The 24,730-nt window shown below is 67.1% G+C and carries 22 protein-coding genes and 2 tRNA genes; 20 read left to right on the top strand and 4 right to left on the bottom strand.

Annotation, left to right across the window (positions count from 1 at the left end):
• The first annotated feature begins 3 nt into the window (after positions 1-3).
• The 10 genes from GJV26_RS14215 to GJV26_RS14170 all read left to right on the top strand — a co-directional run bounded on the left by GJV26_RS14215 (position 4) and on the right by GJV26_RS14170 (position 11,329).
• Complete coding sequence (locus GJV26_RS14215; protein WP_155709378.1) at positions 4-459, top strand: YchJ family protein; 456 nt, start codon at positions 4-6, stop codon at positions 457-459.
• Positions 460-471: 12 nt separating this feature from the next.
• Positions 472-2,076, top strand: a complete 1,605-nt coding sequence (locus GJV26_RS14210; protein ID WP_155709377.1) for a carboxyl transferase domain-containing protein — start codon at positions 472-474, stop codon at positions 2,074-2,076.
• A 21-nt stretch (positions 2,077-2,097) separates the two neighbouring features.
• The gene (locus tag GJV26_RS14205; RefSeq protein ID WP_155709376.1) at positions 2,098-2,883 is read left to right on the top strand and encodes an enoyl-CoA hydratase/isomerase family protein; all 786 of its coding nucleotides are present in this window, start codon (positions 2,098-2,100) and stop codon (positions 2,881-2,883) included.
• Between the two features lie 18 nt (positions 2,884-2,901).
• Positions 2,902-4,242 (top strand): adenosylmethionine--8-amino-7-oxononanoate transaminase, encoded by a 1,341-nt coding sequence (locus GJV26_RS14200; RefSeq protein ID WP_155709375.1) that lies wholly within the window; start codon positions 2,902-2,904, stop codon positions 4,240-4,242.
• Entirely contained in the window at positions 4,242-5,450 is a 1,209-nt protein-coding gene (bioF, locus tag GJV26_RS14195) for an 8-amino-7-oxononanoate synthase (protein ID WP_155709374.1), read from the top strand. Before GJV26_RS14200 ends, bioF begins: the two co-directional genes overlap by 1 nt.
• A complete protein-coding gene (gene bioD / locus GJV26_RS14190) occupies positions 5,440-6,261 on the top strand; it encodes a dethiobiotin synthase (RefSeq protein ID WP_155709373.1) in 822 nt (273 codons plus the stop codon). The genes bioF and bioD overlap by 11 nt, the downstream gene beginning before the upstream one ends.
• Positions 6,262-6,331: 70 nt before the next feature.
• Positions 6,332-7,372 carry a biotin synthase BioB gene (gene bioB / locus GJV26_RS14185; protein WP_155709372.1) on the top strand — a complete coding sequence of 347 codons (1,041 nt, stop codon included), beginning with the start codon at positions 6,332-6,334 and terminating at the stop codon, positions 7,370-7,372.
• 61 nt (positions 7,373-7,433) lie between these two features.
• Positions 7,434-9,455 (top strand): acetyl/propionyl/methylcrotonyl-CoA carboxylase subunit alpha, encoded by a 2,022-nt coding sequence (locus GJV26_RS14180; protein WP_155709371.1) that lies wholly within the window; start codon positions 7,434-7,436, stop codon positions 9,453-9,455.
• Positions 9,456-9,465: 10 nt separating this feature from the next.
• Complete coding sequence (locus GJV26_RS14175; protein ID WP_155709370.1) at positions 9,466-10,395, top strand: 2-hydroxyacid dehydrogenase; 930 nt, start codon at positions 9,466-9,468, stop codon at positions 10,393-10,395.
• Positions 10,396-10,420: 25 nt separating this feature from the next.
• Complete coding sequence (locus GJV26_RS14170) at positions 10,421-11,329, top strand: hydroxymethylglutaryl-CoA lyase (RefSeq protein WP_155709369.1); 909 nt, start codon at positions 10,421-10,423, stop codon at positions 11,327-11,329.
• A gap of 152 nt (positions 11,330-11,481) precedes the next feature.
• On the opposite strand, the gene GJV26_RS14165 is transcribed toward GJV26_RS14170, so the two are convergent.
• Together GJV26_RS14165 and GJV26_RS14160 are read right to left on the bottom strand one after the other, a co-directional pair.
• Positions 11,482-11,558: transfer RNA gene (locus GJV26_RS14165), tRNA-Pro, on the bottom strand.
• Positions 11,559-11,711: 153 nt separating this feature from the next.
• Positions 11,712-11,788: transfer RNA gene (locus tag GJV26_RS14160), tRNA-Pro, on the bottom strand.
• Between the two features lie 123 nt (positions 11,789-11,911).
• On the opposite strand from GJV26_RS14160, the gene GJV26_RS14155 reads away from it, so the two are divergent.
• The 3 genes from GJV26_RS14155 (at position 11,912) to GJV26_RS14145 (ending at position 15,031) form a co-directional block, all read left to right on the top strand.
• The gene (locus tag GJV26_RS14155; RefSeq protein ID WP_155709368.1) at positions 11,912-12,562 is read left to right on the top strand and encodes a hypothetical protein; all 651 of its coding nucleotides are present in this window, start codon (positions 11,912-11,914) and stop codon (positions 12,560-12,562) included.
• Positions 12,563-12,566: 4 nt separating this feature from the next.
• Positions 12,567-13,178 (top strand): glutathione S-transferase family protein, encoded by a 612-nt coding sequence (locus GJV26_RS14150; RefSeq protein WP_155709367.1) that lies wholly within the window; start codon positions 12,567-12,569, stop codon positions 13,176-13,178.
• A 65-nt stretch (positions 13,179-13,243) separates the two neighbouring features.
• On the top strand, positions 13,244-15,031 hold the full coding sequence (locus GJV26_RS14145; RefSeq protein ID WP_155709366.1) for a putative bifunctional diguanylate cyclase/phosphodiesterase: 1,788 nt from the start codon (positions 13,244-13,246) through the stop codon (positions 15,029-15,031).
• A 16-nt stretch (positions 15,032-15,047) separates the two neighbouring features.
• Here the strand turns inward: GJV26_RS14145 and rsmI are convergent, their stop codons facing one another.
• Complete coding sequence (gene rsmI, locus GJV26_RS14140; protein WP_155709365.1) at positions 15,048-15,956, bottom strand: 16S rRNA (cytidine(1402)-2'-O)-methyltransferase; 909 nt, start codon at positions 15,954-15,956, stop codon at positions 15,048-15,050.
• Positions 15,957-15,966: 10 nt separating this feature from the next.
• On the opposite strand from rsmI, the gene GJV26_RS14135 reads away from it, so the two are divergent.
• The 7 genes from GJV26_RS14135 to GJV26_RS14105 all read left to right on the top strand — a co-directional run bounded on the left by GJV26_RS14135 (position 15,967) and on the right by GJV26_RS14105 (position 24,445).
• On the top strand, positions 15,967-17,250 hold the full coding sequence (locus GJV26_RS14135) for a penicillin-binding protein activator (protein ID WP_155709364.1): 1,284 nt from the start codon (positions 15,967-15,969) through the stop codon (positions 17,248-17,250).
• 16 nt (positions 17,251-17,266) lie between these two features.
• Entirely contained in the window at positions 17,267-17,614 is a 348-nt protein-coding gene (locus GJV26_RS14130) for a YraN family protein (protein WP_155709363.1), read from the top strand.
• A gap of 110 nt (positions 17,615-17,724) precedes the next feature.
• On the top strand, positions 17,725-19,572 hold the full coding sequence (locus tag GJV26_RS14125; RefSeq protein ID WP_155709362.1) for a sensor histidine kinase: 1,848 nt from the start codon (positions 17,725-17,727) through the stop codon (positions 19,570-19,572).
• Positions 19,573-22,533, top strand: a complete 2,961-nt coding sequence (locus tag GJV26_RS14120) for a ligand-binding sensor domain-containing protein (protein WP_155709361.1) — start codon at positions 19,573-19,575, stop codon at positions 22,531-22,533.
• Between the two features lie 140 nt (positions 22,534-22,673).
• Entirely contained in the window at positions 22,674-23,270 is a 597-nt protein-coding gene (locus GJV26_RS14115) for a phosphoheptose isomerase (protein ID WP_155709360.1), read from the top strand.
• On the top strand, positions 23,257-23,913 hold the full coding sequence (locus GJV26_RS14110; protein ID WP_155709359.1) for a BON domain-containing protein: 657 nt from the start codon (positions 23,257-23,259) through the stop codon (positions 23,911-23,913). The genes GJV26_RS14115 and GJV26_RS14110 overlap by 14 nt, the downstream gene beginning before the upstream one ends.
• A 19-nt stretch (positions 23,914-23,932) precedes the next feature.
• Positions 23,933-24,445: a peroxiredoxin family protein gene (locus tag GJV26_RS14105; protein ID WP_155709358.1), complete on the top strand. Its 513-nt coding sequence runs from the start codon at positions 23,933-23,935 to the stop codon at positions 24,443-24,445.
• Between the two features lie 47 nt (positions 24,446-24,492).
• Here the strand turns inward: GJV26_RS14105 and GJV26_RS14100 are convergent, their stop codons facing one another.
• The gene (locus tag GJV26_RS14100; RefSeq protein WP_155709357.1) at positions 24,493-24,696 is read right to left on the bottom strand and encodes a hypothetical protein; all 204 of its coding nucleotides are present in this window, start codon (positions 24,694-24,696) and stop codon (positions 24,493-24,495) included.
• Positions 24,697-24,730: the final 34 nt, after the last annotated feature.

Genomic DNA, 24,730 nt, shown 5'->3' with positions numbered 1-24,730 from the left:
GCCATGTCCAAGACGAAGATCCCGGCCGGGTGCCCTTGCGGCGGCGGGCCGTCGCTGGCGGCCTGCTGCGGCCCGTATCTCGACGGCTTCGCCGACGGCAGCGCATTGCCCGCTACGGCCGAGCTGCTGATGCGCTCCCGCTATACCGCCTACACGCTGAAGAACGAACTTTACCTGCGGGCCACGTGGCACCCGAGTACCCGCCCGGCCGAACGTATCATTGATCCGGATGAGCCGTTGCAGTGGCTGGGACTTGAGGTAAAATCGACTTTACGTTTACGTCAACGTAAAGAAGACCACCCGGGCCAGGACTACGTGGAATTCGTGGCGCGCTTCCGCCAGCACGGCAAGGGGCAGCGGCTGCACGAGATCAGCCGCTTCCTGCGCGAGCCGGATCCGGCCCTGGGCGGCACGCCGCGCTGGTTCTACGTCGACGGAGACTTTCCGACCAAAGAATAAAGGGGACACCGCATGCCGCACATCGACAGCAAACTCAATCCGCGCAGCGAAGACTTCCGCGCCAACGCCGCCGCCATGGGGGCGCTGGTGGACGACTTGCGCGCCCGTGTCGCCAGGGTGGCCGAGGGCGGCGGCGAGGCGGCCAGCGCGAAGCACACGGCGCGCGGCAAACTGCTGCCGCGCGAGCGCGTGCGCATGCTGCTCGATCCCGGCACGCCGTTCCTCGAATTTTCCCAGCTGGCGGCCTACGAAATGTACGATGACGCCGCGCCATCGGCCGGCATCATCACCGGCATCGGCCGCGTATCGGGCCAGGAATGCGTCGTCGTCTGCAACGATGCCACCGTGAAGGGCGGCACCTACTACCCGGTCACGGTGAAGAAGCATTTGCGCGCGCAGGAGATCGCCGAGCAGAACAGGCTGCCGTGCATCTACCTCGTCGATTCGGGCGGCGCCAACCTGCCGAACCAGGATGAAGTCTTCCCCGACCGCGACCACTTCGGCCGCATCTTCTACAACCAGGCCAACCTGTCCGCGCAGGGCATCCCGCAGATCGCCGTGGTGATGGGCTCATGCACCGCCGGCGGCGCCTACGTGCCGGCGATGAGCGACGAATCGATCATCGTCAAGGAACAGGGCACGATCTTCCTGGGCGGCCCGCCGCTGGTGAAGGCGGCCACCGGCGAAGTGGTGACGGCCGAGGACCTGGGCGGCGGCGACGTGCACACCCGCCTGTCCGGCGTGGCGGACCACCTGGCGCAGAACGATACCCATGCGCTGTCGCTGGCCCGCAACATCGTTTCGCACCTGAACCGGCAAAAGCCGCAGTTCCCCGTGCGCGAGACCGTCGAGCCGAAATATGCGCCGGAAGAGCTGTACGGCGTCATTCCGGTCGACACGCGCAAGCCCTTCGATATCCGCGAGGTGATCGCCCGCATCGTCGACGGCAGCGAATTCGACGAATTCAAGGCCCGCTACGGCACCACGCTGGTGTGCGGCTTTGCCCACATCCACGGCATGCAGGTGGGGATCATCGCCAACAACGGCATCCTGTTCTCGGAATCGGCGCTGAAGGGCACGCACTTCATCGAACTGTGCTGCCAGCGCAAGATTCCGCTGGTCTTCCTCCAGAACATCACCGGCTTCATGGTGGGCCGCAAGTACGAAAACGAGGGCATCGCCCGCAACGGCGCCAAGATGGTCACCGCGGTGGCCACCGCCGCGGTGCCGAAGTTCACCGTGATCATCGGCGGCAGCTTCGGCGCCGGCAACTACGGCATGTGCGGCCGCGCCTATTCGCCGCGCTTCCTGTGGATGTGGCCCAACGCGCGCATCTCGGTAATGGGCGGCGAGCAGGCCGCCTCCGTGCTGGCCACCGTGAAACGCGATGGCATCGAGGCAAAGGGCGGACAATGGTCGCAGGACGAGGAAGCCGCCTTCAAGCAGCCGATCAAGGAACAATACGAACACCAGGGCCACCCGTACTATGCCAGCGCACGGCTGTGGGACGATGGCATCATCGACCCGGCCGATACCCGCATGGTGCTCGGGCTGGGCCTCTCGGCGGCGCTGAACGCGCCGATCCCGGACACGAAGTTCGGTGTCTTCCGCATGTAACCGGCAACCCAGGAACAACACATGAACTACGACACCCTCACCATCGACACCGCCGGCAGCATCGCCACGGTCACGCTGAACCGCCCGGAAGTGCGCAACGCGTTCAACGAACAGGCGATCGCCGAGCTGACGGCCGCCTTCACGGCGCTGGGCCAGGTCGACGGCATCCGCGTCATCGTGCTGGCCGCGAACGGCACGGCCTATTGCGCCGGCGCGGACCTGAACTGGATGAAGAAAATGGCCGGCTACTCGGAAGAGGAAAACCGCGCCGACGCGATGCAGCTGGCGAACATGCTGCGCATTATTTATGCCTGCCCGAAGCCCGTGGTGGCGAAGGTGCACGGCGACTGCTTCGGCGGCGGCGTGGGCCTGGCGGCCGCGTGCGATATCGCGATCGCCGCCGACGACGCGCACTTCTGCCTGAGCGAAGTGAAGCTGGGCCTGATCCCGGCCACCATCTCGCCGTATGTCATCAAGGCGATGGGAGAGAACGCCGCGCGGCGTTACTTCCTCACCGCCGAACGTTTCAATGCCAGGGAAGCGCTGCGCATCGGCCTGGTGCACGATATCGCCACCGCCGCCACGCTGGACGGCCAGGTCGATGCGATCGCCAATGCGCTTGCCGCCAACAGCCCGAACGCCGTACGGCAGGCCAAGGCGCTGGTGAGCGAAATCGCCGGCCAGCCGGTGACCGATACGCTGATCGCCGATACCGCGCACCGCATCGCGCAGATCCGCGCGTCCGGCGAAGGGCGCGAAGGGGTGGCGGCGTTCCTCGAGAAGCGCAAGCCTGCCTGGCTCAACTGATTTTGGAGTAACCGAGTTTTGACGAACCGTACCAGTGACGACAACAGCGACTGGGTGGCGCGCAGCCTGAAGAGCGTGTGGCACCCGTGCACACAGATGCAGCACCACGAGACTGTGCCGCTGATCCCCGTCAGCCACGGCCGCGGCGCCTGGCTGTACGACCATGACGGCCGCCGCTACCTCGACGCGATCAGCTCGTGGTGGGTCAACCTGTTCGGCCACGCCAACCCGCGCATCAACGCGGCGCTGCGCGACCAGCTCGACAGGCTGGAGCACGCGATGCTGGCCGGCTTCACGCACGAGCCGGTGATCCGGTTGTCCGAGCGGCTGTCCGCGCTGACGGGCGGCGCGCTGGGCCATGCGTTCTATGCGTCGGACGGCGCCTCGGCGGTCGAGATCGCGCTGAAGATGAGTTTCCATGCCTGGCGCAACGCGGGGCGCAGCGAAAAGCAGGAGTTCGTCTGCCTGCAGGGCAGCTACCACGGCGAAACGATCGGCGCGCTGGCCGTCACCGACGTGGCGCTGTTCAAGGATGCCTACGGCCCGCTGCTGCGCGCGACGCAGACCGTAATGTCGCCGGACGCGCGCCAGGCCGCCGATGGCGAAACGGCGCAGGACGTGGCGCGCCGCGCCGCCGCCGACGTGCAGCGGCTGTTCGAAGAGAAAGCCGGCCGGATCGCGGCGATCATCATCGAACCGCTGGTGCAATGCGCGGCCGGCATGGCCATGCACGATCCGCTGTACCTGCAACTGGTGCGCGAGCTTTGCGACCGCCACCAGGTGCACCTGATCCTCGACGAGATCGCCGTGGGCTGCGGCCGCACCGGCACCTTTTTCGCCTGCGAGCAGGCCGGCATCTGGCCGGATTTCGTCACGCTGTCGAAAGGCATCAGCGGCGGCTACCTGCCGCTCTCGCTCGTGCTCACGAAAGAAGCGATCTACCAGGCGTTCTACAGCGCCGACATCACGCGCGGCTTCCTGCACTCGCATTCGTACACGGGCAATCCGCTGGCCTGCCGCGCCGCGCTGGCCACGCTCGACATCTTCGAGGAAGACAACGTGCTGGAGGCGAACCGCGCCCGCGCGGCAAAGCTGGGCAGCGCGCTGGCGCCGCTGGCCGGCCATGAGCGGGTGGCCAACCTGCGCAACCGCGGCATGATCTGGGCATTCGACGCGACCGGGGTCGACAGGACGTTCTCGCGCCGCTTCTTCGCCAACGCCACGCGGCGGGAACTGCTGCTGCGGCCGATCGGCTCGACCGTCTACCTGATGCCGCCGTATATCCTGGACGACGAGGAAATCCACGGCCTCGTCGCGCGCACCCAGGCCGTGTTCGAACAAACGCTGGCGGAGGGCTGATGGAACTGCTGGATAAACTGGACGCGAACCTGCAAGGGCTGCGCGACAAGCACCTGATCCGCACGCGCCGCACCGTCGACACGCCGTGCGGCCCGCGCGCGACGGTCGACGGGCGCGAGCTGCTGGCCTTCTGCAGCAACGATTACCTGGGCCTGGCCGCGCATCCCGCCATCACGGCCGCGCTGCGCGAAGGCACGCAACTCTATGGCGCCGGCAGCGGCGCCTCGCACCTGATCAGCGGCCACGGCCGCGCCCATGCAGTGCTGGAAGAACGGCTGGCGGACTTCGCCGGCCCGCACCTCGTCGAGGCGCGGGCGCTGTACTTCAGCACCGGCTACATGGCCAACCTGGCCGTGCTGACGGCGCTGGCGGCGGGCGACAGCGACACGGAAATCTTCAGCGAGGCGCTGAACCACGCCTCGCTGATCGATGGCGCCCGGCTGGCCCGCACCACCGTCAAGGTGTACCCGCATGCGAACGTGGAAGCGCTCGACGAACTGCTGGGCACGAGCCGCGCCGGCAACAAGATCGTCGTCACCGATTCGGTGTTTTCGATGGACGGCAACCTGGCGCCCCTGCCGGAGCTGCTGGCGCTGTGCGAGAAGCATGGCGCCTGGCTCATCGTCGACGATGCGCACGGCTTCGGCACGCTGGGCGAGAACGGCCGGGGCGCCCTCGAACACTTCGGCCTGCGCTCGCCTTACCTCGTCTACGTGGGCACGCTGGGCAAGGCCGCCGGCGTGGCCGGCGCATTCGTCGCCGCGCACGCCACCGTGATCGAAACGCTGGTCCAGCGCGCCCGGCCCTATATCTTCACCACGGCCGCGCCGCCGGCGCTGGCCCACGCGCTGCTGACGAGCCTGGACATCATCGCCGGCAGCGAGGGCCAGGACCGCCGGTCGCACCTGGCCCGTTTGGTGGCACAATGGCACGATGGCCTGCGGTTGACGGGCTGGAGCGCGCTGCCGTCGCAGACCGCGATCCAGCCGGTCGTCATCGGTGCCAACGACGCGACGATGGCCGCCGCGGCGGCACTGTACGAGCGCGGCATCTGGGTCGGCGGCATCCGCCCGCCCACGGTGCCGGCCAATTCGGCGCGGCTGCGCGTGACGCTGTCCGCCGGTCATGCAGAGGCCGACGTGGCACTGCTGGTCGACGCAATCAATGAAGTGAATGCCCACATGGAAAGGAGCCGCGATGGCACTTGAAGACCCGGTGATCGCTCCCGTAAAGGAAGGTGCCGCCAGCGTTGTGGCGCATGTCGACGATGAGCCGGCGCCCGCAACCCAGGCGGCGCTGGCCGCGAAAGGCTTGCCGCCCCGCTTCTCCTGCTTCGTGACCGGCACGGATACCGAAATCGGCAAGACGCTGGTCTCGTCCGCGCTGCTGCATGCGCTGGTGCGCCAGGGCGTGAAGGCCTGCGGCATGAAACCCGTGGCGGCCGGCGCCGTGCTGCGCGACGGCGAGCTGCACAACGACGATTGCGACCAGCTGGCCGCGGCCGGCAACGTGCACCTGCTGCAGTCGATCACCACGCCGTTCCTGCTGAAGGAACCGGCCGCGCCGCATATCGCCGCCGAGCTGGAAGGCATCGTGATCGACCCGGTGCCGATCCTGGCGGCCTACGTGGAAATCGCCGCCGCCAGCGATGCATCGGTGGTCGAAGGCGTGGGCGGCTTCCGCGTGCCGCTCACCGACGACTACGATACCGCCGACCTGGCGCAGCAGCTCGCCCTGCCGGTGGTGCTGGTGGTGGGCATGCGCCTGGGCTGCATCAACCATGCGCTGCTGACCGTGGAGGCGATCGCCGCGCGCGGGCTGCAGCTGGTGGGCTGGGTGGCCAACGCGCTGGAGCCGGAGATGACGTTCGCCGACGAGAATATCGAGGCGCTTGCCGACCGCATTCCGGCACCGCTGCTGGGCCGCGTGCCGCGCCTGGCCGAACCGACTGCCGCCGCCGCGGCCGAACATCTCGATTTCACGGTGCTGCCCAACTGGCCGGCCCGCCGTGACCCGTAACAAGCAACACCCGACACGCAACACCCGTGACACGCAACGCGCAACACGAATGAACACTAAGGAAAACACGATGTCCCTGCATGAACCGAAAACCGTCGCCCTGCACCGCCCGACCGCGCCGATCACGCTGCCCGAAGCGGCCACCTGGCCGCGCGAGGATGTGCTGGCCCTGTTCGAACTGCCGTTCAACGAGCTGATGTTCCGTGCCCAGGAGGCGCACCGCGCCAACTTCCCGGACGGCGACGTGGAACTGGCCACGCTGCTGTCGATCAAGACCGGCGGCTGCGAAGAGGACTGCGGCTATTGCCCGCAGGCCGCGCGCTACGATACCGGCGTTGAAGCGAAGAAGATCCTCGATACCGAAACCGTGCTGGAAGCGGCGAAGCAGGCCAAGGAAAACGGCGCCACCCGCTTCTGCATGGGCGCCGCGTGGCGCAGCCCGAAGGACCGCGACATGGACAAGGTCGAGACCATGGTCCGCGAAGTCAAGGCGCTGGGCCTGGAAACCTGCGCCACGCTGGGCATGCTGGAAGCGGACCAGGCCGAACGCCTGAAGGCCGCCGGCCTCGATTACTACAACCACAACCTGGATACGGCACCGGAGTTCTACGACAACGTGATTTCCACCCGCCAGTACCAGGACCGCCTCGATACGCTGGGCCACGTGCGCAGCGCCGGCCTGAAGGTGTGCTGCGGCGGCATCGTTGGCATGGGTGAAACGCGCGACCAGCGCGCCGGCCTGATCGCGCAGCTGGCGAACCTGAACCCGTATCCGGAATCGGTGCCGATCAACCACCTGGTGCAGGTGGAAGGCACGCCGCTGCACGGCCTGGATCGCCTCGACCCGCTGGAATTCGTGCGCACCATCGCCGTGGCCCGGATCACGATGCCGAAGGCGCGCGTGCGCCTGTCCGCCGGCCGCCGCGAACTGGGCGAAGCGGTGCAGGCCATGTGCTTCATGGCCGGCGCCAACTCGATCTTCTACGGCGACAAGCTGCTGACCACCGACAACCCGGAAGCGAACGACGACCGCGCGCTGCTGGACAAGCTGGGCCTGCGCACGCGCGCCGCCACGCTGGAATCGGTGCAGAAGGAAGCCTGCGGCTGCTGAGTAAGAACGCCAGCGCCCCGGCAGAGGGCGCGGCACCGCTCAACGATTACGGAGACACCCCATGTTCAAGAAAATTCTGATCGCCAACCGCGGCGAGATCGCCTGCCGCGTGGCCGCCACCGCCCGCAGGATGGGCATCCGCACCGTGGCCGTGTATTCCGAAGCGGACGCCAACGCAAAGCACGTGGCCGTCTGCGACGAGGCCGTGCTGCTGGGCCCCGCCCCCGCCAAGGAAAGCTACCTGTGCGGCGAGAAGATCATCGCCATCGCGCTGGCCACCGGCGCCGAAGCGATCCATCCCGGTTATGGTTTCCTCTCCGAGAACGCCGAGTTCGCGGAACGCTGCCATGAGGCGGGCCTGGTGTTCATCGGCCCGCCGGCCGCGGCGATGCGGGCGATGGGCTCGAAGTCGGCGGCGAAATCGCTGATGGAAAAAGCCGGCGTGCCGCTGGTGCCCGGCTACCACGGCGACGACCAGGATGCCGGGCTGCTGCAGCGCGAAGCGGACCGCATCGGCTATCCGGTGCTGCTGAAGGCTTCCGCCGGCGGCGGCGGCAAGGGCATGCGCGTGGTCGAGAATGCCGCAAGCCTGAAGGAGGCGCTGGCCTCGTGCAAGCGCGAGGCGATCAGCTCGTTCGGCGACGACAAGGTGCTGGCCGAAAAATACCTGCAGCGCCCCCGCCACATCGAGATCCAGGTATTCGCCGACACGCACGGCAACTGCATCTACCTGTTCGAACGCGACTGCTCGGTGCAGCGCCGGCACCAGAAGGTGCTGGAAGAAGCGCCGGCGCCGGGCATGACCGCCGAACGCCGCGCGGCGATGGGCGACGCGGCCGTGGCCGCCGCGAAGGCGGTCGGCTACGTGGGCGCCGGCACCGTGGAGTTCATCGCAAACCAGGACGGCAGCTTCTACTTCATGGAGATGAACACCCGGCTGCAGGTCGAGCACCCGGTCACCGAAATGATCACCGGCACCGACCTGGTCGAATGGCAGTTGCGCGTGGCGGCCGGCGAGCCGCTGCCGAAACGGCAGGACGACCTGAAAATCCACGGCCATGCGCTGGAAGCCCGGATCTACGCGGAAAACCCCGACAAGGGATTCCTCCCGTCGATCGGCACGCTGCGCCACCTCGACACGCCGGATGCGGTGCAGTTCGAAGTGGGCGGCACCCCCGGCCTCCCTGCCGCGGTGCGCGTCGATTCGGGCGTGCGCGAAGGCGATGCGATCTCGCCGTTCTACGACCCGATGATCGCCAAGCTGATCGTCTGGGGCGCCGACCGCAAGCAGGCCCTGGCGCGCATGGCGCAGGCGCTCACGCAGTACCAGATCGTGGGGCTGGCCGGCAACGTGGCGTTCCTCAAGCGCCTGGTGGAAAGCGATGCGTTCGCCAACGCCGACCTGGATACGGGCCTGATCGAGCGTAACGCCGGGGTGTTGTTCCCGCCGGCGCGCTCGGTGCCGGTGGCGGCGCTGGCACTGGCCGCCGTGGCGCTGATCGGACACGAGACGGCGCAGGCGCGCGGCACGAATCCGGGCGACCCATGGAGCAATGCGCTGGGCTGGCGCCTGAACGCGCGCTATGCCCGCACGCTGGCATTCCGCGACGAAGCGGGCAAGGACTACGCGCCCGTGTTCACGTACCTGCCGCACGGCTGGGAGCTGGGCATTCGCGGCCTGGCCGTCGACGTGGCGCTGCTGGCGCGCGATGGCGCCGACCTGTCGGTGCGGCTCGGCGATGCGTCGGTGCACGGCACCGTGCGCCGCGATGGCGACACGTTCCACGTCTTTACCGGCGGCGGCCACCATGTGCTGCATTACCAGGACCCGATGGCGCATGCCGGCGAGAGCGAAGCCGAAGGCGGGCGCCTCACCGCGCCGATGCCGGGCAAGGTGGTCGCCGTGCTGGCGGCGCAGGGGCAGGACGTGAAGAAAGGCGAGCCGCTCGTCATCATGGAAGCGATGAAGATGGAACACACGATCACCGCGCCGCACGACGGCACGGTGGATGAGATCTTGTATGCGGTGGGCGACCAGGTGACGGACGGCGCGCCGCTGCTGGCCTTTCGCGCCGCCGCCTGAGGAGAACTGAATGCGCATCCTTTTGTACCGCAGCGATGGCAACGTCGCCCCGTGGGCCGACGACTTCGCGCGCAACCTGCCGGGGGCGCAATGCGTGACGTGGAGCGGCGGCGACAAGCTGCCGCCCTGCGATTACGCCGTGGTCTGGGCGCCTCCCGAGGCGATGCTGCGCGAACTGGCCGAAGTGAAGGCGATCTTCCTGATGGGCGCCGGCGCCGATGCGCTGCTGAAGAATGGCGCCCTGCCCCGCCACGTGCCGGTCGTGCGCCTGGGCGATGCCGGCATGGGTGTGCAGATGGGCGAATACGTCGTCCACGCGGTGCTGCGCCATTTCCGCCGCTTCGACCAGTACGACGACCAGGCCGCCGTGGGCGAATGGCGGCCGCTGGCCGCGCACGAGCGCGATACGTTCACCGTGGGAGTGATGGGCGCCGGCGCGCTGGGACGGCGCGTGCTGGACTGCCTGCGCCCGTTCGGCTTTCCGCTGCAGGCCTGGAAACGCACCGATGACGCGATCGACGGCGTGCGCTGCTTTGCCGGCGACGACGGGCTCGACGCGTTCCTGCGCAGCACGCACGTGGTCGTCTGCATGCTGCCGCTGACGGAGGCCACCGCCAACATCCTGAACCGCGCCAACCTGGGCAAGCTGCCGCGGGGAGCGTATGTGATCAACGTGGCCCGCGGCGCCCACCTGGCGGAGCCGGACCTGCTGGCCTATATCCAGTCCGGCCATATCGCCGGCGCCACGCTGGACGTGTTCCGCAACGAGCCGCTGCCGGCGCAGCATCCGTTCTGGGAAGAGCCGCGCATCACGATCACGCCGCACATTTCGGCGCTGACGCTGCGCGACGAAAGCGTGCGCCAGATCGCCGGCAAGATCGGGCAGCTGGAGCGCGGAGAGCCGGTCGCGGACGTCGTCGATCGCGAGCTTGGATATTGAACCGGGATATTGACTGGATACCGACATGAACCTGCCGAAGAAAGTGAAGATCGTCGAAGTGGGCCCGCGCGACGGCCTGCAGAACGAAAAGGAAAACGTGCCGGCCGACGTGAAGATCGCGCTGGTCGACCGCCTGTCCGCCGCCGGCTTCGCCAACGTGGAAGCGGCGGCGTTCGTGTCGCCGAAATGGGTGCCGCAGATGGCGACGAGCCGCGATGTGATGGCCGGCATCGCGCGCAAGCCCGGCGTCGTCTACTCCGTGCTGACGCCGAACCTGCAGGGCTTCGAAGCCGCGCTGGCAGCCAGGGCCGATGAAGTGGTGATCTTCGGCTCCGCGTCGGAAGCCTTCTCGCAGCGTAACATCAACTGTTCGATCGCCGAATCGATCGCGCGCTTCGAGCCGGTGGCCCGCGCCGCGAAGGAACATGGCGTGCGGCTGCGCGGCAGCATCAGCACCGCGTTCGGCTGCCCGTACCAGGGCGAGGTGCCGCTGGCCGCCGTGGCGGACGTGGTGGCGCGGATGCGCGACCTGGGCTGCGACGAGATCGACATCGCCGACACGATCGGCGTGGCCACGCCGCGCCATGCCCAGGCGGTGATGACGACGGCGATCGGCGCGTTCCGCGTCGAAGCGCTGTCCGGCCACTTCCACGATACCTATGGCCAGGCGCTGGCGAACATCTACGCGTCGCTGGAACTGGGCATTTCGATCTTCCACTCGTCCGTCGCCGGGCTGGGCGGCTGTCCGTATGCCAAGGGCGCAACCGGCAACGTGGCGACCGAGGATGTGCTGTACATGATGAACGGCCTGGGCATCGAAACGGGTATCGATCTCGATGCAGTGGCCGACGCCGGGCAATACATCTCCCAGTTCCTCGGGCGCAAGAGCGCCAGCCGTGCCGGGAATGCATTGCTGGCCAAGCGCAGCGCCTGATCATTGCCGGGCTCGTGTCACTTTGGTGCCAGGCACCGATGTCACCTTGGTGCCAGGCACCGATGTGACACGAACCCGGCAGTAAACAGTAAACGGTTCGCGCAAACAAAAACCCCCGCAAGCGTGAACTTGCGGGGGTTCTTGATGAATCTTGGTCGGAGTACAAGGATTCGAACCTTGGACCCCCTGGTCCCAAACCAGGTGCGCTACCGGGCTGCGCTACACTCCGAAGAAGCAGAACTATACATTATTTCGTGCCAGATGCCAAGTGCAAATGAACCCGGTCGAAGCCGATTATAAATCGGCTACAAATCGGCGACAAACCGCGCGCACAAACAAAAACCCCCGCAAGCCGAAACTTGCAGGGGTTTTTGATGAATCTTGGTCGGAGTACAAGGATTCGAACCTTGGACCCTCTGGTCCCAAACCAGATGCGCTACCGGGCTGCGCTACACTCCGAAGAAGCAAGATCATACGCGGATGACAGTTGGGCGTCAAGATCCCGATAAAATATTCTTGCCTCGGTGGATTATCAAATGTGCAATGTGAGAAACTGGCATCCCTGTTCCAGGACGTGGAGCCATGCAACAGACCCTGACTTACCCGACCAGGCCACGCCGCAGGCTCGTGGCCGGCGTGGCGATTTCCTTCGTGCTGCACGTGTTGCTGCTGGCTATGCTGCGTACGCCTTCGGTGCCGCCCATGCCATCGCACGAGCCACGCTGGGCCCAGCCGCTGACAGTGCGCATCCTGCCGCCACCGAAGCCAATGCCGGAGCCGGTCGCCATCGTCGAACCGCCAGCCGGGCCGGCGAAGCCGGTCAAGCAGGCCGCCCGCCCCGCGTCCATCACGCCTTCCGCATCCGCACGCGTGGCGGCCGGGCGCCCCGAGCCCGAACGTGCCGAGCTGGATACCGCCTCGCCGCCAGCGATGACCATGGTTCCGGCCCAGCCCGCCGAGCCGGCCCCGGCCGAAGGCGTGCCGGACTTCGATCCGGACGCGGCGCGCGGCGCCGCCCGCAAGATGGCCAACAACCTGGAACCGCCGCCGATGAACTGGGCGGCGGCAAAGCTGAACAAGGGCAAGGAATGGAAGGAAACCAAGGAACAGCGGTTCGGACGCAACGTGGCCAACGCCACCCGGGGCGACTGCCGTACCGCTTACGCCGGCGCAGGCTTGCTTGCGCCGTTGATCATGCTCGCGGATAAAAAGGACAGTGGCTGCAAATGGTGACGACATGCTGACGATTCTCGGGAAACTCCCTTCGATCAATGTGCGCAAGGTGCTGTGGACCTGCCGCCTGCTCGAATTGCCGTTCGAACTCGAGCCGTGGGGCAAGGGCGAGCGCGATCCGGATGTGCCGGAATTCCTGGCGCTCAATCCCAATGCGCAGGTGCCGGTGCTGCGCGACGGCGACACGGTGCTGTGGGAATCGAACACGATCTGCCGCTACCTCGCGCACGACAGCGCCCTGCTGCCTTCCGGCCGACTGCAGCGGGCCCGCATCGAGCAATGGATGGACTGGCAAGCCACTGAACTGAATGCCGCGTGGCGGCCCGCGTTCATGACCCTGCTGCGCGGCAGCACTCAGTTCGGCCCGGAAGCCGTCGCGGCCGGGGTGCGCGACTGGAACGCGAAAATGGCGTTGCTGGACCGGCATCTTGCCCAGACGGGCGCCTATGTGGCCGGCGACGCCTTTTCCGTGGCCGACGTCGTCATCGGTGTTTCCGTGCATCGCTGGCGCGCGACGCCGATCGCGCACGCCGATCTGCCGGCCGTGGCCGCCTACATGGAACGGCTGTCGCGGATGCCCGGCTACGCCGAATACTGTGGCGATGACACGCCGTGATGTTCATTTCTAAATAATTGATCTAGATCAATAAATGTTCTGGCCGGACTTGTTTTAATGCCGGCATGATATGTGACCTGTTCGAGGCGGCCGATGCGATTGCCGCCAACCTGAAGTTCGGCTACCTGGCACCGGCGTGCGGAGGCACCTGCCCCGCGGCGATAGACGAGTTCGATGTGGCGCTGCTGCGCGAGCGCGAGGAACTGTACCGGCTGACGTTCAACCAGGCGGCCGTGGGCATTGCCCACGTGGGTGCCACCGGGCGGCCGCTGCGCGTGAACCGGAAATATTCCGATATCACCGGCTATACGGAAGCCGAGCTGCAGCGGCTGACGACGGTGGAACTGACGCATCCGGACGATCGCGCGCAGGATGAAGCGCTGCAGCAGCGCTTGCGCTCCGGCGAGCTGGCCGAGTATTCGCGCGAAAAGCGCTACCTGCACAAGAACGGCCACGCGGTGTGGATCAACGTGACCGTCTCGTCGCTGCTCGATGCGGCGGGCGAGCGGCGCTACATCACCGTGGTGGAAGATATCTCGCGCCGCAAGGGGGCCGAGGAAACGCTGCTGCGCATGGCCAGCCACGATGCGCTGACGGGCCTGCCGAACCGGCTGCTGCTCGAAGACCGCCTGTCGCACGCGATCGCGCACGCGCATCGTACGCACACGCTGGTGGCGGTCATGTTCGTCGACCTCGACCGTTTCAAGAACATCAACGACAGCCTGGGCCACGATGCCGGCGACGAGGTGATCGTGGAAATCGGACGGCGCATCGGGAGGAACCTGCGCGAGACCGATACCGCGGCGCGGCAGGGCGGCGACGAGTTCGTGGTCGTGCTGGGGGGCCTGGCGCACGAGAGCGACGCCTGCACCGTCGCGCAGAAAATCCTCGACACGCTGTGCCGGCCGATGCTGCTGCGCGGGCAGGAGATCTTCCCCACAGGGAGCATCGGCATCGGCCTGTATCCGCGCGACGGCACCGATACGCCCACGCTGCTGAAGAACGCCGACACGGCGATGTACCGCGCCAAGGCCGATGGGGGCAACCAGTACGCGTTCTATGTGCATAGCATGAGCATGCAGGCGCTGGACAGCCTGCGCATGGAAGGCGCATTGCGGCGCGCGCTGGAGCGCGACGAATTCCGGCTGCATTACCAGCCCCAGGTGGATATCGCGACCGGTGCCGTGGTCGGCGTGGAGGCGCTGCTGCGCTGGCAGCCGCAGCTCGGGCCGATGGTGCCGCCCGGCGACTTCATCCCGATCGCCGAGCAGACCGGCCTGATCGTGCCGATCGGCGACTGGGTGCTGGCCACCGCGTGCGCGCAGCAGAAAGCCTGGCGCGACGCGGGGCTGCCGCCGCTGACGGTGAGCGTGAATCTGTCCGCCCGCCAGTTCCAGCACCGGGACCTGGTGGAGCTGGTGGCCCGGCTGGTGCGCGAAACGGGCTGCGACCCGGCCTGCCTGGCGCTCGAGATCACGGAAACGGCGGTGATGGAAAACCCGCAGGCCGCGGTGGCGATCTTCCGCCAGCTCAACGAGATGGGCGTGCAACTGGCGATCGACGATTTCGGCACCGGCTATTCCAGCCTGGCGTACCTGAAGCGCTTTCCGATCGACAGCCTGAAGATCGACCGCTCGTTCGTCAGCGACATCACGCACGATGCCGACGATGCCGCCATCGTGCATTCGGTCATCGCCCTCGCCCACAGCATGAACCTGAAAGTGGTGGCCGAAGGCGTGGAAGACGCCCGCCAGCTGCAGTTCCTGCGCGAGCATGGCTGCGACCAGATGCAGGGTTACTACGTCAGCCGGCCAGTGCCAGCCGCCGGTATCGAGGAACTGCTGCGCCGATGACGTTCCGGTGGCGCGATCAGCCCTCGCCCTTCAGCACCAGCGCGCGGTCATACAGCGCGTTCTTCTTCATCCCCGTGATCTGCGCGGCGAGGCTGGCGGCCTGCTTGACGGAGCATTCGGCCAGCAGGATCTTCAGGATGCGCTCGGCATCGGCTTCCTGCGCGTCGGACTGCGCCGCAGCGCCTTCCAGCAGCACGACGAACTCGCCCTTCTCCCGGTGCGCGTCCCCGGCCAGCCAGGCCGCGGCTTCGGACAGCGGACAGCGGTGGATCTCCTCGAACAGCTTGGTGAGTTCGCGCGCGAACACCACCTGCCGCGTGGGCTCGAACGCCGCCACGAGCGCCTGCGTGAATTCGGTGATGCGGTGCGGCGCCTCGTAGAACACCATCGTGGCCGTAACGTTGCGCAGGGTGGCCAGCACCGTCTCGCGCTGCTTCGATTTCGCGGGCAGGAAGCCGACAAAGTAGAACTGGTCGTTGACCAGCCCGCTGGCCGACAACGCCGCCACGACGGCCGAGGCACCGGGCAAGGGCACCACGCGCAGGCCCGCCGCCCGTACCGCGTCGACGATCTTCGCGCCGGGGTCGGACACGGCCGGCGTGCCCGCATCCGACACCAGCGCGATGCGCTCGCCGGCCTGCAGGCGCCGCACGATCGTCTCGCCCGCCTCCCTTTCGTTATGCATGTGCGCGGCCAGCAAGGGCTTGCTGATGCCGAAGCGCTGCATCAGGTGCGAGGTGTTGCGGGTGTCCTCGCAGGCGACCGCGTCGACCAGCCCCAGAACGTGCAACGCGCGCAGGCCGATGTCGGTAACATTGCCGATGGGAGTGGCCACTACGTACAATGTTGCCGTAGGATATGTCTGGAGTGCGGTCTCGCCGAGCACCGGCAAGGCGGCGATCGGGCTGGATTCTTGAACTGTCATTGGGGGTAGGATGCTGGCTGAAAAAATCAAAACACTGCTGTTGTGCGTGGCGGCCGCGCTGTCGGTTTCCGCGTGCAGCACGCCTTGCGGCAGCCCGGGGGCATTGTGCGCGCCAATCGAGACCGTGACAAGCCCGCCCGAACGCGTTACCGCGCCGCCGGAACGCCGGCCCGCCCCGCCCCCCGAGGCGGATGCCCAGGTCGAAACGTTCGCCGTGGCGATGCCCGGCACCGCGAACGAAGGCCAGGCGACCGCGGCGGCCACCGGCCAGCCCGTGCGCATCGGCCTGCTGCTGCCGCTGCGCTCCGAGACGCTGGGCCGCGCCGCCGATGCCGTGCGCGCCGGCTTCATGGCGGCCTGGGAACGCGACCGCGCCGGCTTCGAAGTCACGGTCGTCGAAACGGGCGACGCCGCGGGCGACGTCCTCCCGACTTACCAGTCCACGCTGGCGCAACAGGACATGATCGTGGGCCCGCTGGCCCGCTCCGCCGTCACCGCCCTCGCGGCCAGCCCGCTGGTGACGAAGCCCACCATCGCACTGAATCACCCGGAAGACCGCGAAGGCACCGCGCTGCCGCCGAAGATGCTGTCGATCGGCCTGTCGATCGAGGAGGAGGCGCGCCAGGTGGCCGAGTGGGCCGCGCGCGAGCATCCCGGTGCCAACGTGATGATCCTGTCCGGCAGCGCCGCCTGGCAGCGCCGCATCGCCAGCGCGTTTGCCGGCCATGCCGCGCAGGTGGGCATGGCCACCAAGACGCTCGAACTGGCCGCGCTGAACGGCTACCTGAGCGACCCGGAACTGGTGGCGCTGCGTGCCCGCCTGGCCGAGCAACCGGTCGACCTGCTGTTCGCCGCGCTCGATGCCGGCCAGGCCCGCCAGCTGCGCGTGGCGCTCGCCGCGCCGCCGCTGGGCGAGATTCCGCTGTACGGCACATCGTCGCTCAATCCGGGCCGCGTGTCGCTGTACCAGGGCACCGAACTCGATGGCGTCAAGCTGCTGGACCTGCCGTGGCAGGTCGAGCGCGACAGCCCCACCGTGACGGCCTACCCGCAGCCGGTGCCGCGCGACGAGGAACGCCTCACCGCGGACATGGAACGCCTGTACGCGCTCGGCATCGATGCCTTCCGCGTGGCGCGTGAAATCGCGCTGCATCCGGGCCAGCCGATCGCGCTCGATGGCGTCACGGGCAAGCTGTCGATCGACTTCGGCAACGGCCCGGCGCGCGTGAAGCGCGTGGAACCGGCGGCCGTCTACCGCAACGGCGTACCGGTACCGGTCTCCACCACGCCATAACGGCCGAGGGGTGCCGATGCGCCGCACCGACCAGCAGCAAAAAGGGCAACTGGGCGAGGATGCCGCCCTCGATCACCTGTTGTCGCACGGCCTGGTGCTCATCGAGCGCAACTTCCTCTGCAAGGGCGGCGAACTCGACCTGGTCATGCGCGACGGCACCCATCTCGTGTTCGTCGAGGTGCGCCGGCGCCGCAGCCGCGCCTTCGGCGGCGCCGCCGCCAGCATCACGCCCGCCAAGCAGCGCCGCATGAAGATCGCGGCCCAGGTTTTCCTGCTGCGCTATCGAACGCTGCCGCCATGCCGGTTCGACGTGATCGCCATCGATGGCGAATCGATCGGCTGGCTGAAGAACGTGATGGACTGAGCGCCTCCGGCAATGCCTGGCAGCAGGCTGATCCGATGCTGCCGAAGTGATAACATGACCGGTTGAGCAATCACCTGCGAGTCTGTGCGCGAAAAACAGCGCCGAACCCCATGAAGACACGCACTTATTTCCTGCTGATGCTGGTGGCGATCATCGTGCCCGTGGCATGCCTCGCCACGCTGGGCCTGTCGATGCTGCTGCGCTTCGAGCGGGAAGCACGCATTCGCAGCATCGAGGAAATGGCCAATTCCACGTCGCTGCTCATCGACAGCGAAATCGCCAGGGCCGAAGCGGCGCTCCGGATCGTGGCGCATTCGCAGGAAATCAGGACGGACGATTTCGACGGCCTGTATCGCCTGCTGGCCGCAACCCGGGCTTCCCCGTTGAGCTGGACGCTGGTCGCGGACTATAACGGCAATGGGTTGATCAATACCCTGGTCCCCTACGGCACGCCGCTGGCCAGGAATACCGGCAAGTGGGCCGCGAAGATCTACGACGCCGGGGAAGCGCGGGTCGGCGGCTATTTCATCGGTGCGAGTTCGAAGCGGGGCGTGGTGTCCGTCAACGTTCCGGTGCCGGCATCCGCCGGCAGGAAATATGTCCTCACGCAGATATTCGATCCCAATTATTTCAACAAGGTTTTCCAGCGCCATGCATTGAAGCCCGGCTGGATCGTCGGCATCTTCGACGCGAACGGCATCTCGATCGCACGCAACAGAAGTGCCGACCGGTTCGTCGGCAAACTGGTGCGCCCCGAGTTGCGGGAAGCCTCGCGCCGGCAACCGAACGGCGTGATACGGCATGCCACGCGTGAAGGCATCGAGGTCTACGACATCTTTGTCCGGTCCAGCCTTACCAACTGGACCGTGGCTATCGGCATTCCCGTCGAAGAAATCGAATCGGCGGTGCGGCTGGCGACATGGTATGCCGCTGCTGCCCTGCTGGCGATCCTGGGCGGCGCCTTCAGCATTGCGGTCTTTTTCGCACGCCGTATCGACCGGGCACTCCTGGGTGCGACCTCCGCGGCGCAGGCACTGGCACAAGGAACGGTTGTCCAGGTGACGCCCTCGGGGCTGCAGGAGGCGGACGGGTTGCTGCACGTGATGCACCGCACCGGCCTGGCGCTGGCGCGCGAAAGCGCCGCACGCGCAGCACTGGAGGAAGAGCGCGAACAGCTGCTCGCCATGGAGCGCTCGGCGCGGCTGCGCGCGGAAGCCCAGGACCATGCCAAGGACAACTTCATCGCGATGCTGAGCCATGAACTGCGCAATCCCCTGGCGGCGATCACCACAGCCGTCTCCGTCATCCGCCTGCCGGAACTGCCGGCACCGAACAGGGAAAAGGCGTGGAACATCGTCGTTCGCCAGCTGGCGCACCTCACCCACATGGTCGGAGACCTGCTCGATGTGCGCCGGGTCCTGTCCGGCAAGGTGACGCTGCAGGCTGCCCGGGTGAACGTGGGCGAGCTCGTGAAATTCTGCTGCGACTCCAGGATGGTGGCCAACAGCAAGGACCACGAATGGTCGGTTCGTGTCGTGGACGCCTGGCTGACCGGCGACGCGAACCGGCTCGCGCAGGTCATCGACAATCTCCTGGCCAACGCCATAAAATACACGCCGGCGGGAGGAACGATCGCGGTGCGAATGCATTGCGCGGACGAAGGCGCCGGCGCGGCAGCCGTCATCGAAGTGACCGATACCGGCGTCGGGATAGCGCCGGAAGTGCTGCCGACGATATTCGAATCGCTGGTGCAGGGGCCGACGACGATCGATCGCTCCCAGGGTGGCCTCGGGCTCGGATTGTCGATCGCCCGCGGCCTGGTGCACATGCATGGCGGGACCATCGCCGCCGAAAGCGAAGGCCCGGGCGAGGGCAGCAGGTTCACGGTCCGCCTGCCGCTCGACGACCGGGGCGCCGACAATCCGCCCGGTGGCTGTCCGCCGAACGATACCCAGTAGATGATCCGCGGTATTCTCGAGACCCTGCTTGTTCTTTTCCTGCTGGCCGCATACCCGTTCGCACATGCCACGGCACCGGCCCCGCTGCTCGCCGACTACACCCATACCGCCTGGACCGACCTGGATGGCGCGCCCACCGGCGTGACGAAATTCGCCCAGGGTGCCGATGGCTGGCTGTGGATCGCCACACCGACCGGGTTGTACCGTTTCGACGGCGTGCGCTTCGAGCGCATCGACAGGATCCACGGCCACCCGCTCGATTCCAGCAACATCATGGCGCTGGCCACCGCGCCGGACGGCGCGCTCTGGGTCGGCTACCGCACCGGCGGCGTCTCCGTGTTCAGGAAGGACGGGTCGCGCACCTTCATGGAAGGCGAAGGCCTGCATCCGGTCGGCGTCATGCATATCGAAGCGGCGCCGGACGGTGCGATCTGGGTGGCGATGCGCGACGGCGTGGCGGTGCTGGCGCCGGGCGGCGAGCGTTTCCGGTACCTGGGGCGCGAAGCCGGCCTGCCCGACAGGGGCGTGTTCCAGATCCTGTTCGCGCGCGACGGCACGACCTGGGCGGGAACCAATTCCGGTGCCTGGTTTCGCCGCCCGGGCGAGTCCCGCTTCAGCCGGGCATGGCCGCGCCATGCGCTGGTCTGGCTGAGCCAGGCGCCGGACGGCACGTTATGGGGCAACGATTTCGAACGGGGTTATCACCGGGTTCGTACCGCGCCGCCGCCCGCCGGTGCACCGGCCAGGCCCGAAATCGCCGGTATCGGCATGTACTTCGACCGGCAGGGCACCATGTGGGTGACGCATGTCGACAGCCTGGAGCGCAAGACGGCCCCTGCCGGGCCCGGCCTGCCGGACCAGCGCCTGTCGAACCTGAACGGCATCAGCGGCCCCATGCTCGGCGCGATCTTCCAGGACCGCGAAGGCAATCTGTGGATCGGCACGTCGCGCGGGATCGACCGGCTGCGGCCGAACCGCCTGCGCACGCTGGCCGTGGCGAAGCAACTGGAATATCCCGCCCTGGTGGCGTCCCCCGCCGGCGATACCTGGGTGGGCGACTATGCCGGCGACCTGTTGAGCCATGGCCCCGGCGGGCACATGCGCCGCGAGGTGCCGGGCAAGCTGACCGCCAGCTACACGGCGCCGGACGGCGTGCTGTGGCTCGGCGGCATGGAAGGCGTGCTGCGGCGCGACCCCGATGGCACGCTGGCTTCGCTCGGTTTCCCGGGCGGCATGCAAGGCATGCGGGTCCACGCGATGCAGCAGGATCGCGACGGCGCGCTGTGGGCATCGTTCAACACCGGCGGCGGGGTGTACAAGCTCGTCGCCGGTCAATGGATCAGGTCCGGGGGACTGCAGGGCATTCCCGACCTGCTGACCACGTCGATGGCCCGCGACGCCGACGGGAAGTTATGGCTGGCGCACCTGCGCAGCCAAGTCACGGTCGTCGACGGCGGCAAGGTCTGCGGGCTCGGCCCCGGGCAGGGGCTGGAACTGGGCACGGTGCTGACCCTGTATCCCGATGGCCAGGCCATGTGGGCGGGCGGCGAAAATGGCGTCGCCCTGTACCGCAACGGCCGCTTTGCCGCCTTGCACGGCAGGCATGACGAGCGTTTTCGCGGCGTTTCGGGCATCGTCCGGCTGCCCGATGGCGACTTGTGGCTGCATGGCGCCGATGGCCTGTACCGTGTCGCCGCCGCCGACCTGGCCGGCTGGCTGCGCGACGAACATGCCGCCGTGGCCTTCGAACGTTTCGATGCGCAGGACGGCATGCAGGGCCACGCGCCGCAGTTGCGGCCGGTGCCTTCGCTGCGGCGCGCGCGCGATGGCGTGCTGTGGTACGCCACCACGAATTCGGTCGGCACCATCGATCCCGCCAATATCCTGCGCAACCCGCTGGCGCCGCCGGTGGAAATAACCGGCGTAACCGCCGACGGGGTGCGCCATGCCATCCTCGATGGCCATGCGCTCGACCTGCCGCAAGGCACGCGCAACCTGCAGATCGACTTCACCGCCCTGTCCCTGTCGCTGCCGGAGCGGGTGCGCCTGCGCTACCGGCTGGTCGGCATGGATCGCGCGTGGCAGGAGCCGGCGGGCCGCCGGCAAGCGTATTACACCAACCTGGCACCGGGCAGCTACCGCTTCGAAGTCATCGCATCGAACGAGGACAACCTGTGGAACCCGAAGGGCGCGGTGCTGGAGATGACCATTGCGCCGACGTTCGTGCAGAGCGCCTGGTTCAAGGTGCTGCTGGCGGCGGCCGGATTGCTGCTGCTGTACACCGCCTATGCCTTGCGCATTCGCTACGTCACGCAACTGATGCATGAGCGCCTGCATGAGCGCCTGGCCGAACGCACGCGCATCGCGCGGGCCCTGCACGATACCCTGTTGCAGAGCATCCAGGCCCTCCTGATGACCTTCGATGCCCACAGCCGGCACCTGGAGGAAGGCACGCAGGAACGCATACGCCTGGACAAGACGCTCAATCTCGCCGAACAGTTGCTGGTCGAAGGAAGGGACCAGATCATGGTGCTGCGCGAGTCGCCGACCCCCGAAGTGCTGGAACTGACGCTCGGGCAGTTCGGTAACGGGCTCGCGGAGCACCGGCCGCATGCGTTCGACATGAAGATCCATGGCGTGCCGCGGCAGTTGCGCCCGGAAGTGCATGAAGAAATCTACGCCATCGCGCGCGAAGCGCTGTTCAATGCGTCAAGTTATGCAAATGCCACCCGGATCGAACTCGAACTGGAGTACAGTACCGGCGCATTCATCGTGCGGATTCGCGACGACGGCCGCGGCCTGGAAGAAGCCGTCGCCGCGGCGGGCCACCGGCCCGGCCACTGGGGGCTGGTGGGCATGCGCGAACGCGCCGGCTGCATCGGCGCCACGCTGGAAATCGGCAGCGAACCGGGCGCCGGCACGCGGATCACCGTGACCGTGCCGGGCAAGAAGGCATACTGAGTGGTTTTCCCGAAGATTTGCCGGGGCCCGGGCATACCGGCGGCGCATCGGGCATATACTTTTGACAAGCCTCTTTTGTAAGCATTATTAACAGGCGTTGCCGGGCGTGACCGTGCGCAGCACTATATAATTTCAAGACTATGACCAATCAACGCATCCTTGCGCACTTTCACGAAAGTGCAGAAACCAAGATCCAGTCCGCCACCGTGCTCGCCCAACCGCTGGCGCAGGCGATCGACCTGATGTTCGCGGCCCTTTCCAACGGCAACAAGATCCTCGCCTGCGGCAACGGCGGCTCGGCTGCCGACTGCCAGCACTTCGCGGCCGAGCTGGTGGGCCGTTTCGAGCGCGAGCGCTTCCCGCTGCCCGCGCTGGCGCTGACCACCGACACGTCGCTGCTGACGGCGGTGGCGAACGACTACAGCTACCGCGAAATCTTCAGCAAGCAGGTGCAGGCGTTCGGCCAGGCCGGCGATATCCTGCTGGCGATTTCCACGTCGGGCAACTCGGCCAATGTCATGGCCGCGATCGAGGCGGCGCTGGAGCGCGAAATGCGCGTGGTCGCGCTGACCGGCAAGGGCGGCGGCGCCATCGGCAAGATGCTGACCGACGCCGACGTTCACATTTGCGTGCCGGCCGAGCGCACGGCGCGTATCCAGGAAGTACACCTGACGTGTATCCATTGCATTTGCGACGGCATCGACGTCGCGCTGTTCGGAGGAGATGTGCATGAGTAAAGCCCTGTTGGTTCGCCTGCAGCGCCCCGTCGCGATCGCCCTGCTGGGCGGCGCATTGATGAGCAGCCTGTCCGGCTGCGTGGGCCTGGTCGTGGGCGGCGCCGTCGCCGGCACGATGGCGGCATCGGACCGCCGCACGTTCGGCGCGCAGACCGAGGACAAGACCATCGCCGTCAAGGCCGATGCGCGGCTGCGCAACATCCTCGACGATACCGGCCATGTGAACGTGAACTCGTTCAACCGCAAGGTGCTGATCACCGGCGAGGTGCGGGACCAGGCCACGAAGAATGCCGTCGAGCGCGAAGTGAAGGCCATCGACGGCGTGCAATCGGTCACCAACGAGCTGGCGATCCTCGGCCCGGCCAGCTACACCTCCCGCTCGAACGACACGCTGCTGACGACGAAAGTCAAAGCCAGCCTGGTCGACGCGAAGGACATTTCCGCGAATTCGTTCAAGGTGGTGACCGAGCGCGGCGAGGTGTACCTGATGGGCCGCGTGACGCAGTTCGAAGCCAACCGCGCGACCGAGATCGCCCGTGGCGTGAACGGCGTGACGAAGGTGGTGCGCGTGTTCGAGTACATCTCGGAAGAGGAGTACAAGCAGTACCAGAACACGCCGGCGTCTGCACAGTCGTCGAACTGACCGGTTCGACCCGACGGCCATGAGCACTTCCTCCAAAGCGTGGATCAAGCCCGCGATCGCGGCAGCCGTGATCGCGGGGCTGGGCCTGGTTGCCTGGACCTCGCTGAACAGCGCGCCCGCCGCGCCGCAGGTCACGTTCACCGGCATCAAGGGCGAACGCATCACCCCGGCCGACCTGCAGGGCAAGGTGGTGATGGTGAATTTCTGGGCCACGTCGTGCGCCACCTGCGTGGCCGAGATGCCGGAAATGGTCGACACGTACAACAAGTTCAAGGGCCAGGGCCTGGAATTCATTGCCGTGGCGATGAAGTACGACCCGCCGAACTACGTGGTCAACTTCACCGAGACGCGGCAGTTGCCGTTCAAGGTCGCGCTGGACATCACCGGCGAAGCCGCCAAGGCCTACGGCGACGTGTCGCTGACGCCGACCACCTTCGTCATCGGCAAGGATGGCAGGATCATCAAGCGCTATGTGGGCAAGCCGGAGTTCGCGGCCTTGCACGAGCTGCTGGCGAAGGCGCTGAAGGGGTAGGACAAAGACGCTGCGGCGTCTTTTTTGCTTCCGGCCTGCGTCAGGCTTCAGGCACCGCCCCGCACGGCCGCGATGGCCTCGATCTCGATCATCGCCGCGGGATCGTACAGCGCCCTGGACCCCGGCGATCGTATCGTTCCGGCAGATGTAAGCGGGCGGAATTCCGCTCGCCTCGTGTTGCGCAGTTCGTCGCCGGCGCCGGCACAGCGGTTCGACACGCTTGGCGGCGGCAATGCGGCTGGCATTGTCATTCGTCCCACGCTCCTCGCCCTTGGTCACAGCGGC

Source organism: Pseudoduganella dura, assembly GCF_009727155.1.
GTDB classification, from domain to species: Bacteria; Pseudomonadota; Gammaproteobacteria; order Burkholderiales; family Burkholderiaceae_D; genus Rugamonas; species Rugamonas dura.
The sequence above is the reverse complement of the archived record's forward strand: the minus strand, read 5'-3'. Positions and strand labels throughout refer to the sequence as shown.

Coding starts and splice junctions, on each gene's coding strand:
- GJV26_RS14215 (WP_155709378.1), top strand. CDS start 4: ATGTCCAAGACGAAGATCCCGGCCGGGTGCCCTTGCGGCGGCGGGCCG.
- GJV26_RS14210 (WP_155709377.1), top strand. CDS start 472: ATGCCGCACATCGACAGCAAACTCAATCCGCGCAGCGAAGACTTCCGC.
- GJV26_RS14205 (WP_155709376.1), top strand. CDS start 2,098: ATGAACTACGACACCCTCACCATCGACACCGCCGGCAGCATCGCCACG.
- bioF (WP_155709374.1), top strand. CDS start 4,242: ATGGAACTGCTGGATAAACTGGACGCGAACCTGCAAGGGCTGCGCGAC.
- bioD (WP_155709373.1), top strand. CDS start 5,440: ATGGCACTTGAAGACCCGGTGATCGCTCCCGTAAAGGAAGGTGCCGCC.
- bioB (WP_155709372.1), top strand. CDS start 6,332: ATGTCCCTGCATGAACCGAAAACCGTCGCCCTGCACCGCCCGACCGCG.
- GJV26_RS14180 (WP_155709371.1), top strand. CDS start 7,434: ATGTTCAAGAAAATTCTGATCGCCAACCGCGGCGAGATCGCCTGCCGC.
- GJV26_RS14175 (WP_155709370.1), top strand. CDS start 9,466: ATGCGCATCCTTTTGTACCGCAGCGATGGCAACGTCGCCCCGTGGGCC.
- GJV26_RS14170 (WP_155709369.1), top strand. CDS start 10,421: ATGAACCTGCCGAAGAAAGTGAAGATCGTCGAAGTGGGCCCGCGCGAC.
- GJV26_RS14155 (WP_155709368.1), top strand. CDS start 11,912: ATGCAACAGACCCTGACTTACCCGACCAGGCCACGCCGCAGGCTCGTG.
- GJV26_RS14150 (WP_155709367.1), top strand. CDS start 12,567: ATGCTGACGATTCTCGGGAAACTCCCTTCGATCAATGTGCGCAAGGTG.
- GJV26_RS14145 (WP_155709366.1), top strand. CDS start 13,244: ATGATATGTGACCTGTTCGAGGCGGCCGATGCGATTGCCGCCAACCTG.
- rsmI (WP_155709365.1), bottom strand. CDS start 15,956: ATGACAGTTCAAGAATCCAGCCCGATCGCCGCCTTGCCGGTGCTCGGC.
- GJV26_RS14135 (WP_155709364.1), top strand. CDS start 15,967: ATGCTGGCTGAAAAAATCAAAACACTGCTGTTGTGCGTGGCGGCCGCG.
- GJV26_RS14130 (WP_155709363.1), top strand. CDS start 17,267: ATGCGCCGCACCGACCAGCAGCAAAAAGGGCAACTGGGCGAGGATGCC.
- GJV26_RS14125 (WP_155709362.1), top strand. CDS start 17,725: ATGAAGACACGCACTTATTTCCTGCTGATGCTGGTGGCGATCATCGTG.
- GJV26_RS14120 (WP_155709361.1), top strand. CDS start 19,573: ATGATCCGCGGTATTCTCGAGACCCTGCTTGTTCTTTTCCTGCTGGCC.
- GJV26_RS14115 (WP_155709360.1), top strand. CDS start 22,674: ATGACCAATCAACGCATCCTTGCGCACTTTCACGAAAGTGCAGAAACC.
- GJV26_RS14110 (WP_155709359.1), top strand. CDS start 23,257: ATGTGCATGAGTAAAGCCCTGTTGGTTCGCCTGCAGCGCCCCGTCGCG.
- GJV26_RS14105 (WP_155709358.1), top strand. CDS start 23,933: ATGAGCACTTCCTCCAAAGCGTGGATCAAGCCCGCGATCGCGGCAGCC.
- GJV26_RS14100 (WP_155709357.1), bottom strand. CDS start 24,696: ATGACAATGCCAGCCGCATTGCCGCCGCCAAGCGTGTCGAACCGCTGT.